Source organism: Bacillus sp. LR_5 (genome assembly GCF_042709275.1).
The window spans coordinates 1-11,734 of sequence record NZ_JAVAXX010000209.1; the positions used below are offsets into that span (position 1 = coordinate 1).

The window sequence follows — 11,734 nt, forward strand, 5'->3', positions numbered from 1 at the left end:
ATTTGAAATTGGCACATTACTTTTAAGAGTTATTACAGGTATTATCTTTTTTGTTCACGGTTTATCAAAGTTTCAGGGAATGGAGGGCACCATCCAATTTTTCGGCAGCATAGGCCTTCCAAGCTTTATGGCGTATGTCATCGCAGCGATTGAACTGATTGGCGGAGTGCTTGTCTTCTTCGGATTGGCTACACGTATTGTCGGTGTACTGTTCGCTCTTACACTGATCGGCGCCATCATCACTGTTAAGCTGAAAGCGCCATTCATGGGCAATGCAGAATTTGATTACCTTCTGCTTTTGACATCCATTCACCTGGCGCTTACTGGAAGTCGATTCCTGGCGCTGGACCCATTTGTGTTTAAAGGAAAAAAGAACGGAAACGTTTCAGCATAAGAAAAGAGGCATGCAGCATGACCAGCATTCATGAGGATACACACATTGGCTATGCCAAACTCACAATTCGCAGTCTGGAGCGTTCGCTTCAGTTCTACTGTAACGTCATCGGTTTTCAAGTCTTAAAAAAGACGGATCGCCAAGCGGAATTAACGGCTGACGGGAAACGCGTACTGCTTATTCTTGAAGAAAATCCGAGCGCTGTCGTCTTGCCTGAACGGTCTGTGACAGGCCTTTATCACTTTGCGATTCTTCTTCCGGACAGGAAAGAACTTGGGATCGCGCTCGCCCGCCTGATTGAACACGGCATTGCTATCGGACATGGAGACCATGCTGTCAGCGAAGCGCTCTACCTGTCTGATCCTGACGGAAACGGCATTGAAATGTACGCTGACCGCCCCCGCAGCACGTGGCAGCGTGATCGGGAAGGAAACTACGTCATGACGACAACCGCTGTTGACATTGAGGGCCTTCTGGAAGAGGCAGGAGATGAGCGGAAAACATCGCTTCCGACCGATACAATCATCGGACACATTCATCTGCATGTCAGTGATTTGAAAGAAGCAAAGGCGTTTTATACAGATGTACTGGGCTTTGACATTGTCGGAAACTATGCGGGCATGTCCGCCCTCTTCGTTTCAGCCGGGGGGTACCACCATCATATCGGCTTAAACATTTGGGCGGGAAGAAATGCGCCGCCTAAACCGACAAATGCCAGCGGACTAGATTATTACACTGTTGTCCTGCCTCACCAAGAGGAGCTGGATTTGGTGGCAAACCGAGTCAAACATGCCGGGTATTCGATTGAAGAGACGGAAAACAGCTTTCGTGTGAAAGACCCTGTTTCCGGCGCCTATATTACATTTGTGATTTAACTGCAATCCCCTTGCCGAAATAACGGCAGGGGGATTTTTTATTTTCCAGAAACTCCTGTCAAAAATGCCCTGAGGCAGGTATGATAAGAAGGGAATTGGGTATCGGGAGTGATGAGCGTGAAAGCTCTTTTTTTTACGAGAATGTTCACCTTGATGGTGAGCTGTTTAATGTATCTGTCCATTGTGAAAGAGGATAACTGGTTTGGATATGTATTTATAGCAGCAGGTGCTGCCATGTATGCAGCCAATCATGTTTTGCTGACAAAAGAGACAAATGCCATCTGGTTCTGCCTGATTGATATTGCAATCGGCTTTTCGTTCGGATTTATCTTTCCCGGCACAGGTTTGTTCATTATTATGCTTTGTCCGGTTGCGGTCGCCTTTTTTCTGCGGGGGTTTCCTAAAAGAACAGCATGGTCTGTCTTATGTCTTTCCTCTATTTTATTTTTGACCGTCCTCATCCGTACATATGCGATGTTCGGCAATGAATTTGTCATTGATCATTTGACTAGCATGACATTCGTTGTCTTCTGCGGTGTCGTGGGCAAATTAATCCGCAAGCTGTTGGATGCGCAGGATACGGCAAAACAGCAGTTTCAGGAACTGACGGAGTCCCATCTGGCGCTGTCTGCTGCACATCAGGAGCTCCATTTATATGCGAAGCAGGTTGAAGAGCTGACTGCCATTTACGAGCGGAACAGAATGGCGCGGGAAATCCATGATACAGTGGGGCATAAAATGACGGCCCTTCTCGTCCAGCTGCAGCTTTTGCGTGAATGGCAAAAAAGAGACAGCCAAAAAGCGGATGAGACAGTAGGTGTCTGTGAAACACTTGCCCGTGAAGCGCTTGATGATGTCCGCTTATCAGTACGCACTCTGCAAACTGAAAACGATCCTTCGCTAATCGAATCGCTGAAACAGCTGACAGAGGACTTTTGCAAAAATGCAGGAGTCACAACAGAATTTGCGGTCAGCGGTGATCCTGCAATCATCCCGCTGTCTCTCCATCCGACCCTGATCAGAACGGTGCAGGAAGCACTGACCAATGCCAAACGGCACGGCGGCGCCGCAGCCTGTTCGATACAGCTTGCCTGCACAACGGACAGCATCAGCCTTGTCATTAAGGATGACGGCAAAGGCAATCCCGAGGCAGCACTTGGTTTTGGTCTCTTGAATATGAAAAAGCGGGCAGCGGAACATGGCGGAATGATCCGCTTTGAAAGCGAACAGGATCAAGGATTTACTGTGAATGCAGAATTTTCACTTGCCAATAAAAAATGGAGCTTCAGGCCCGTACAGCAAAAGGAGAGTTTATCATGATTAAGATCATCATTACCGACGATCAGGATATCGTCAGAGAAGGGCTGGCATCCCTGCTCCAGCTCAGAGAAGAGCTCGATGTGATCGCAACGGCGCGAAACGGACAGGAAGCCTTCGAAAAGGCGAAAGAGCTGGAGCCGGATATCGTGTTAATGGACATCCGCATGCCGGTTTCCAACGGGGTGGAGGGAACAAAATTAATCACAAGCTCGCTGCCCGGCGTAAAGGTTTTGATGTTGACAACCTTTAAGGATTCAGCGCTGATTGCTGAAGCGCTTGAAGAAGGAGCAAGCGGGTATCTGCTGAAGGATATGTCGGCAGATACGATTGTAAAAGCAGTGATGACAGTTCATTCTGGCGGAATGGTGCTTCCGCCGGAATTGACTGCCCAAATGCTGAATGAATGGAAGCGTGAAAAACAGCTGAAAGGAATAAATGAGATAGAAAAACCTAACGAGCTGCTCGACCTGACCGAGCGCGAAATTGAAGTTCTGGCTGAGCTGGGGTACGGGCTGAATAACAAAGAAATTGCCGAAAAGCTTTTCATTACAGAAGGCACAGTCAAAAACCACGTTTCAAATATCATCAGCAAGCTGGCTGTCAGGGACAGAACCCAAGCCGCCATTTACTCGGTCAGATATGGTATATCTGTCTTTTGACATATGACGTTTTGCATATACGCTTCTCTGAAAAGGCCTTTTACAGGCCTTTTTTTCATGCCCTATGTTCTATCTGCCGCTACATGCCGCACGCCTTTCTTTCTTCTACAATGGCAATGGATCAAAAAAAGGAGTGAAACGACTTGCTGCAAGCAGAAAACATCAAAAAGGCATATGGAAAAAAAACAATCGTGAAAGGCATTTCTTTTTCCCTTCAAAAGGGGGAGTCGTTCGGTCTGCTCGGGCCAAACGGTGCGGGGAAGTCCACAACCATCTCGATGATTTCCGGCCTTGTGCCGCATGACAGCGGGAACATCACGGTGGGCGGCTATGTTATCGGAAAAGAAACGGCCAAAGCGAAACAAAAAATCGGCATTGTTCCGCAGGAAATTGCATTATATCCGACGCTGACGGCTCATGAGAATCTTATGTTTTGGGGGAAAATGTACGGACTTACGCACGGTGAGGCCAAAAAAAGAGCGGCTGAGGTCCTTGAATATGTCGGTCTGACTGAGCGGGCTAAAGATAAGATTGAAACATTCTCCGGGGGGATGAAACGAAGAATCAACATCGGTGCGGCTTTAATGCATAAGCCCGAGCTGCTGATTATGGATGAACCGACTGTCGGTATTGACCCTCAATCGAGAAATCACATTTTAGAAACGGTCAAACAGCTCAACGAAACGGGCATGACAGTGATCTATACGAGTCATTACATGGAAGAAGTTGAGTTTTTATGCGACCGGATCGGGATAATTGATCAGGGGGAAATGATTGCGATTGGCACAAAAACTGATTTGTGCAGCCGCCTTGGAGGCGATACCATCATTCAGCTCACGGTCAGCGGGATCAATGAAGCCTTTCTTTTGGCGATCCGATCTCTGGCCCATGTGAATGATGTAACAGTCCAGGAGTCAGAGCTCAAAATCGACATTTCTGCGGCTCATCATGAGAAAGTCGTCACCAGTCTGCTTGCTGAAGCTGCTGCTCATCATATAAACCTGCTGTCCCTTCAGGTGCAGGAACCGAATCTGGAGCGCCTGTTTCTGAATCTGACCGGCCGCACGTTGCGGGATTAGGAGGGACGGCTATGAAAAAAAGCATATGGATCGCATGGAAAGATGTCAAAATCAGAATCACGGACAGAAAAGGGTTTATGATGCTTATCCTAATGCCGCTGATCCTAACGTGTATTTTAGGGGCGGCGCTCGGATCAGTTGTTGACGGAGGCAGCCGGATTGATGATATCAAAGTCGGCTACATTCAATCAGACCAGTCAGATACAGCAAACATGTTTACAAAAGATGTTCTCAAAAAAATGAAGTCGATAAAGGTCACAAAAGTCGGCAGCAAAGACAAGATGAAAAAACTGATTGATGAAAAGAAAATCGATGTAGGCATCGTTATCCCGAACCATTGGGAAGCCGGCAAAACCTCAGCTGTTGTTAATGCCGCTCCTGATCAAACATTGAAAAGTTCCATCATCGAAACAGCTGCCAGCTCTTTTATAGAGCAATATAAAGCGGTAAAGGAAGCCGCGTCAGCCTCAATGGACTACATCAGCAAAACGGAAGCTGTACAGCAAGGAAAACTTGACCCTGCACAGTTTGCAGAAAAGCTGGCAAAGACGCTAGAAAAAGAAACAGGTGACAAGCTTACTATTGCGGAAAAATCTGTCGGCAGCAAAGCCGTTACCAGTTTTCAATACTATTCGGCTGCAATGCTTTGCATGTTTATGCTGTTTCATATCACAGTCGGGGCGAAATCGTTTTTACAGGAAAAGGATACGGAGACGCTTGCCAGAATGCTGATGACGCCTGCGCAAAAATCCGTCATTCTCTTCGGAAAATGGCTTGGGACGTATCTGTTTGCCATCATACAATTTTTCATATTTCTGATCGTCACAATCAATGTATTTGGTGTGGACTGGGGCGGCAATTTGCTGTTTGTGAGTGTACTCGGGCTTTCTTACGCCGCAGCTGTATCTGGTATTTCAATGCTGCTTGCGTCGTGCATCAGCGATATGAAATCTGCAGATGCGATAGGCGGCTTCGGCATTCAATTGCTTGCGGTTCTGGGCGGGTCCATGCTGCCGCTGTACCAATTTCCGGACATCTTGCAGTCTGTATCCAAAGCGGTGCCAAATCGCTGGGCGCTTGACGGCTTTCTTTCTTTAATGGAAGGGGGAGGCTGGGCTGACCTTCAAAAGCCTGTGCTTCTTTTTGCGGCGATCGGTCTTTGTTCACTTGTAATTGGTATCAGACGGCTTCATACAAGATAAGGAGGTACAAAAGGTGAAAAAAATCATAGCCATTTGCGGCATTGAGCTTTCTCTCATTTTTAAGAAGCCGCAGAACTATTTGATCATGTTTGCTGCCCCGCTTTTGCTTACCTTTGTATTTGGGAGTATGCTCGGCGGCAATGATGATAAGGTGCGGCTTGCAATCGTTGATCAGGACGATACGATTCTCTCACAGCATTATATTCGGCAGCTGAAGGCACACGATGATATGTATGTATTCGAAAAAATGTCTGAAAGCAAAGCGTCAGAAAAGCTGAAACAAAAGAAAATTGCCGGGATCATCGTCATTTCCCGCTCGTTCCAGACACAGCTGGAAAAAGGCAAAAACCCTGAGCTGCTTTTCCGTCACGGCCCTGAGCTGTCGGAAACGCCGATGGTCAAACAATATGCAGAAAGCACATTGGCAACGCTCAATATTCAGGTGACCGCGGCAAAAACGGCATCGCAGACAGCGGGAGAGAACTGGAAGGCTGCGTATAAAACCGTTTTCGCCAAAAAACATGAAGATACAGTTCCGGCAGTAAAACGACAGACGCTCAGTGATAAAAAAGAGGGTGCGGAAGCAAGTGACACAGCCTCCAGAGCAGCAGGGTTTTCCATCCTGTTTGTCATGCTGACCATGATGGGAGCGGCTGGAACCATTTTAGAAGCAAGAAAAAACGGCGTCTGGTCCAGATTGCTTACAGCCTCTGTCTACAGCCTCTGTCAGCCGAGCTGAAATCGGTGCTGGGTATGTGCTGTCCTTCTTTGTCATTGGCTGGATTCAATTTGGCATATTGCTTCTCGCAACCCATTGGCTGTTTGCCATCAACTGGGGGAATCCGGCTGCAGTTATTGTATTAGTGTCACTTTTTCTATTGACCGTTGTCGGCATTGGATTGATGATTGCGGCCAACGTCAGAACGCCAGAACAGCAGCTTGCGTTCGGCAACTTGTTTGTCATCGCAACATGTATGGTGAGCGGGATGTATTGGCCGATCGACATTGAACCGAAATTTATGCAATCCATCGCTGAATTTCTTCCGCAAAAGTGGGCGATGAGCGGGCTGACAGAGATTATCGCTAACGGTGCCCACGTCACAGATATTCTCGGAATCTGCGGCACTTTGCTTGCATTTGCTGCGATCACTTTCGCAGCGGGGCTGAAAGCGCTCCGAGCCTAAAAAACATCTGCCGTTTAGGCAGATGTTTTTTAGCATGTGGGTACATTCGTATGGGTGTAGCCTGAACTGCGGTTAATCCTTATCTATCATAGCTAAAATTGATTCCAGCCAAGAAACGTAATTTTTCTCCCGCTCCAGCGCTTTCGTCAGCACAAGATAGTGGCCGAAGTCCGGTGAAGAAAATGACATCGGCTCTGCTGAAGCCATAAGCTTTTCATAGCTTCCCTGTAAGTCAGAAAGCTTGGCCTGTCGTTTTTGCAGCTGGTCTTTGAACAAATCAGAAGCCTCCTGGCGCGATAGACAAGAAATGAAATAAGCCTTCAGCATAAATTCATCCTTCACCGTCTCGGGTATCGGCTGGTGGCGGATCAGCCAGTCATGCAGTTCCTGCTTTCCGCTGTCTGTCAGGGTGTACATCTTTTTCTCCAGCTTTGTGCCCTGAATCGTTGTCCGAAACGTGATAAATCCTTCATCCGTCAGCTTTTTGAGCTCAGGGTAAATCTGGCTGTGCTTGGCGCTCCAAAACTGGCCGAGCTCCTCTTTAAAATAACTCGTAATATCGTATCCACTCAATTCGCCTTTTCGCAAAAGCCCTAATATGGCGTATTTTAATACTCTCATGCTATCCTCCGTGTCTGGCTGTTTCGCAAAACAGATGAGCCGGTGCTCAACTGTGATTCTAACTGCCTATTCCCCTTATTATAGAAAAGGGAGGAAGGGAACACAACCGGGCTCTTTGGAAATGAAGATAAAAGGTTTGTCAGAAGGTATCCGATTTATCTCCGTCATATAAAAGAGATTTAAATTTAATTTTCAGAAAAAATATTAACCATATTGATTTTTTATGTATAATAGGAAATTGGTGGTATAAACATTTTAAGGGGGAATAAACGTGAAAAAAGTACTTATGGCATTCATTATTTGTTTATCGCTGATTCTATCTGTTTTAGCCGCTCCGCCGTCTGGCGCAAAAGCTGAATCAGTACATAATCCTGTCGTTCTTGTTCATGGAATAAGTGGTGCATCATACAACTTTTTCGCTATTAAAAACTACTTAATTTCTCAAGGCTGGCAAAGCAACAAACTGTACGCAATTGATTTTTATGATAAAACAGGAAATAACCTAAATAACGGCCCGCAGCTTGCTTCATATGTTGACCGTGTTTTAAAAGAGACGGGGGCAAAAAAAGTAGATATTGTGGCTCATAGTATGGGAGGCGCCAATACGCTGTACTATATTAAATATTTAGGCGGAGGCAATAAGATTCAAAATGTCGTAACGCTTGGAGGGGCTAATGGTTTAGTATCATCAACGGCGCTGCCGGGCACAGACCCTAATCAAAAGATCCTCTATACATCTATTTACAGTCTCAATGATCAAATTGTCATCAATAGCTTGTCTCGGTTACAAGGAGCGCGAAACATCCAGCTTTATGGCATCGGTCATATTGGCTTGCTCTCTAATAGCCAAGTGAACGGCTATATCAAAGAAGGGTTGAATGGCGGAGGCCTCAATACAAATTAATATCTTCATAAAAAACCTGCAGTCTCCGTTACGGCAGGTTTTTTGCATTTTTCTAGCAATCTCGTCTGAGAAAGATACACCAATAAGCCAGAGGGGTTTATGACCTTAGTCTATCATGCATACGTCAATTTATGACATCAGGCACTTTTTCAAATAGAGCGGACATGTTAAGGTACAACCATCGATTTCTATCAATTTGAAATAAAAGGAGCGCTGTTATGCAAATTAAAGAAATTTTTATGATCCGCTGCATTTCGTGCTTAAGTGTCGTCTTGCTCCATATCATTTCAATGGTCCTGATGCTTCAGGCAGAAGCTCTTGCAGATATTTCTCACACTGTTGATTCTTTCCGCACACTCCTGATGTTCAGCACGCCCGCTTTTATTTTCATCTCTGAATTTTTACTGGCCCGTTCTTATCCTGATGGGGTGCCTGACGGTTTTTTAAAGAAGCGGGGAAAAGTGATTTTTGTTCCTTTTCTATTTATCGCGGCCATCGATGCGCTGCTGATGACCAGTGCGATGGGGGGAGAGGTAACCTTTCTCGCGTTTGTGCAAAAATATCTGGCGAACGTATTCTTAGGAAACTTTATCGGATACTTCATTCTCGTCATCTTTCAATTTTACATGCTGCATATGATGTTTCATGAGTATTTGAAAAAAGCATCGCCGAAATGGGTGCTGTCTATCTCATTTGTGGTGACAGCCGCTTATTTAGGCTATTTCTCCGCAGCCAGCCCGGCTCCTGCTTCTGAAGAGGGCGGGGCATTTCCGTTCTTCTGGGTTCCGTTCGCAGGCTGGCTTTTCTACTTTTGTCTAGCCTACTATTGCGGAAAAGAATACAAGCGTTTTTTAGCGTTGCTGAACCAATACCGCTGGGTGGTGTACGGCGCCGCAATTGCTTCTGGGGCGCTGGTTGTCACTGTTTCTTATGTGGGTGAAATCGGCATGATCAGCTCGAAGCGGCCTGATATCATGCTGTATTCAACAAGCATGATTTTCCTGTGTTTTCACTTGTTTTCCAAAATGAAGCATGTGCCGAAAATCATGATGTTTATCAGCAACTATTCCTTTTCGATTTACCTGCTTCATGCCTATTTTATGATTATAGGCTACGTGTTGCTTTTGAATATGCCCGAAATTCCTGCCGTACCGGCTGTTCTCCTGCTGTTTGCCGTGTGTACAGCCGGCCCGATTATGACCTCATGGGCGCTGAATAAGTTCAAATATGGGTATTTATTTGTGGGGAAAATCTATCAGCCAAAACAGAAGAAGGTAACAGTCGAAGTGCGTGATCACGCAGGGTGAAAAACAAGCGGCAGGGGGGCTCCTGCCGCTTGTTGTGTATTAAATCATACAGCATACACAATCTTTTTCTTGTAAAATAAAGGAGAAGAGTGAATAGAAGGGAGAACATTCATGACATCAGTCAATCTAAGCTACCCAATAGGAGAATACAAGCCGAGGGAATCCATATCGAAGGAGCAAAAAGATAAATGGATTCAAGTACTTGAAGAAGTGCCGGCAAAATTGAAGCAAGCTGTAGAGGGCATGACGGACAGCCAGCTTGACACACCGTACCGGGACGGTGGATGGACCGTTCGGCAAGTTATTCATCATCTGGCTGACAGTCATATGAACAGCTATATTCGTTTTAAATTGAGCTTGACGGAAGAGACACCGGCTATCCGTCCGTATGATGAAAAAGCATGGTCGGAGCTAAAAGACTCGAAAACGGCAGATCCGAGCGGCTCGCTTTCGCTTTTGCAGGAGCTTCACGGAAGATGGACGGCTCTGCTCCGCACCCTGACGGATCAGCAATTTAAGCGCGGATTTTATCACCCTGATACAAAGGAGATCATTACCCTGGAGAACGCGCTCGGCCTGTATGTCTGGCACTCACATCACCATATCGCTCATATTACGGAGCTTTCCAGACGGATGGGGTGGTCTTAACGCTTTTGCCGGCGGAAAGCCGGAATACTGATAGCAGCAATCACCAGAAGTGAGATCACAGCAGCCGCTGCATATAAATGATCATAGCCGCTGGCGACACTCGCATGAATGGCGTCGCTTATCGCGGTTTTGACTTCAGGAACGGGAATGCGTTCGATTTGTTCTTGTAAAGAAGAAACATCAGAACTGTCGATCTCCGGAATCATCTGCATCGCCTTTTCTGAATATCCGCTGTCCGATAAGCGGCTGTTGATCTCATCACCTATTTGGTCAAACCCGGCAGTGATAAAACCTGCATAAAGAGTAGGTGCCAAGGTCAGTCCAATTTGCCTTACTAATGAAAGCGTGCCAAGGGCTGTGCCCTTATTTGTTTTTGCCGCTTCTGATACAAGGACGTTCAGCGGAGCGCCTAACAGAAAGCCAAAACCGATCCCAGCTGCCACACTTGCGATCACAAACTCCCATTTTTCCGTCACCCAGAGCGGAAATAAAGCAAACCCCGCACATGAGATGATTCCCGAAAGAATAACGGTTTTTACAGGACCTTTTTTGTCGGTAAGCGCTCCGCCAAGCCAAGCGCCGATTCCGGAAGCCAACGCAAGCGGTGTCATCCAATAGCCTGCTTTTGCGGCAGGGACACCCAAATACTGCTCGACATATGACGGGATAAAAATGACTGCCGCCAAGAGCCCCCCGGATAACAAGCCGATGATAAGCGTGCGCTGAAACATATGGTTTCGCAGCAGAGAATACGCCAAAATGGGATCGCCTCCTCGCATTTCAACTCTCTTTTCATACGAGATAAGCGCTGCAAAACAAAGTATGCCAAAAATAATACATTCATAAACCTCCGGATTCCCCAAGCTGTGTAAGAGATTTGCCCCGTCAAGGTTCGTCATGCCGTACATCACGGCTAAAATCGACAGGGATAGAAGGAAGATCCCGGCCGTGTCGAGGCGCTTAGCTTCAGGTGCTTTTGTTTCCGCGATAAAGTATGCGCCGAAAACAACCAATAGCACGGCAATCGGCAAATTAATCAAAAACAGCCAATGCCAAGACCCGGTCCAATCAAGCAGAAAGCTTCCGATATTTGGCCCGAGCACAGCGGCCATCCCGTTCATTGCGCCAAGCAGCCCAAGCGCCTTCCCCTGTTTTTCCTTTGGAAGGGTCGCGAGAATGTGAGAGCTGCCGATGATGAAAATCCCGCCGCCTCCAAGCGCCTGAATCAGCCGCGATATCAGAAAGAGCGGGAAGCTTTGGCTCAAAGCAACAAGCAAAGAACCAAGTCCGAACAGGCAAACCTCAATGAGAAAGAGTTTTTTTCTGCCGTAGCGGTCGGAAAGCTTTCCGACGATTGGCACACTGACGCTAAGACCGAGCGTATAAAGGGTAATGCCCCATGATCCCCAGGAAGGGGAAACGGAAAACGACTCGTTTATCGTTGTTAAGGCAGCTGAAATAATTCCGTTATCTAGCGCAGCCATAAATACACCAATCGTAAACAGGCTGATCGCCCACTTTTGGCCTTTCTGCTCTGTTAA

The 11,734-nt window shown here is 46.6% G+C and carries 11 protein-coding genes and 1 pseudogene; 10 read left to right on the plus strand and 2 right to left on the minus strand.

Annotation, left to right across the window (positions count from 1 at the left end):
• From catD to lnrN, 7 genes and pseudogenes are all read left to right on the plus strand, one after another.
• Window positions 1–394, plus strand: a 394-nt coding sequence (gene catD, locus RAC86_RS27890) for a DoxX family oxidoreductase CatD (protein WP_377886246.1), incomplete at its 5' end; no start/stop codon positions are given.
• Between the two features lie 17 nt (window positions 395–411).
• A complete protein-coding gene (gene catE, locus RAC86_RS27895) occupies window positions 412–1,269 on the plus strand; it encodes a catechol 2,3-dioxygenase (protein WP_015252532.1) in 858 nt (285 codons plus the stop codon).
• A 117-nt stretch (window positions 1,270–1,386) separates the two neighbouring features.
• Window positions 1,387–2,589, plus strand: a complete 1,203-nt coding sequence (lnrJ, locus tag RAC86_RS27900) for a two-component system sensor histidine kinase LnrJ (protein ID WP_072175501.1) — start codon at window positions 1,387–1,389, stop codon at window positions 2,587–2,589.
• Entirely contained in the window at window positions 2,586–3,248 is a 663-nt protein-coding gene (lnrK, locus tag RAC86_RS27905; protein ID WP_101172078.1) for a two-component system response regulator LnrK, read from the plus strand. The genes lnrJ and lnrK overlap by 4 nt, the downstream gene beginning before the upstream one ends.
• A 143-nt stretch (window positions 3,249–3,391) precedes the next feature.
• Window positions 3,392–4,327 carry a linearmycin resistance ATP-binding protein LnrL gene (gene lnrL / locus RAC86_RS27910; RefSeq protein WP_033883282.1) on the plus strand — a complete coding sequence of 312 codons (936 nt, stop codon included), beginning with the start codon at window positions 3,392–3,394 and terminating at the stop codon, window positions 4,325–4,327.
• Window positions 4,328–4,338: 11 nt separating this feature from the next.
• Entirely contained in the window at window positions 4,339–5,529 is a 1,191-nt protein-coding gene (gene lnrM / locus RAC86_RS27915; protein ID WP_377886247.1) for a linearmycin resistance permease LnrM, read from the plus strand.
• A gap of 13 nt (window positions 5,530–5,542) precedes the next feature.
• Window positions 5,543–6,713 (plus strand): annotated as a pseudogene (lnrN, locus tag RAC86_RS27920) (linearmycin resistance permease LnrN).
• A gap of 72 nt (window positions 6,714–6,785) precedes the next feature.
• On the opposite strand, the gene padR reads toward lnrN, so the two are convergent.
• Window positions 6,786–7,334 carry a transcriptional regulator PadR gene (padR, locus tag RAC86_RS27925; protein ID WP_003233588.1) on the minus strand — a complete coding sequence of 183 codons (549 nt, stop codon included), beginning with the start codon at window positions 7,332–7,334 and terminating at the stop codon, window positions 6,786–6,788.
• 271 nt (window positions 7,335–7,605) lie between these two features.
• Between padR and estB the strand changes: the two genes are divergently transcribed.
• From estB to bstA, 3 genes are all read left to right on the plus strand, one after another.
• Window positions 7,606–8,238, plus strand: coding sequence for an esterase EstB (gene estB, locus RAC86_RS27930; protein WP_003243184.1), 633 nt, complete (start codon window positions 7,606–7,608; stop codon window positions 8,236–8,238).
• Between the two features lie 218 nt (window positions 8,239–8,456).
• Window positions 8,457–9,545 carry an acyltransferase family protein gene (locus RAC86_RS27935; protein ID WP_003242504.1) on the plus strand — a complete coding sequence of 363 codons (1,089 nt, stop codon included), beginning with the start codon at window positions 8,457–8,459 and terminating at the stop codon, window positions 9,543–9,545.
• Window positions 9,546–9,656: 111 nt separating this feature from the next.
• The gene (gene bstA / locus RAC86_RS27940; RefSeq protein ID WP_015252524.1) at window positions 9,657–10,193 is read left to right on the plus strand and encodes a bacillithiol transferase BstA; all 537 of its coding nucleotides are present in this window, start codon (window positions 9,657–9,659) and stop codon (window positions 10,191–10,193) included.
• Here bstA and RAC86_RS27945 read toward each other — a convergent pair.
• A partial coding sequence (locus RAC86_RS27945) for an MFS transporter (protein WP_377886250.1) occupies window positions 10,190–11,734 on the minus strand: 1,545 nt, incomplete at its 5' end. The genes bstA and RAC86_RS27945 overlap by 4 nt on opposite strands.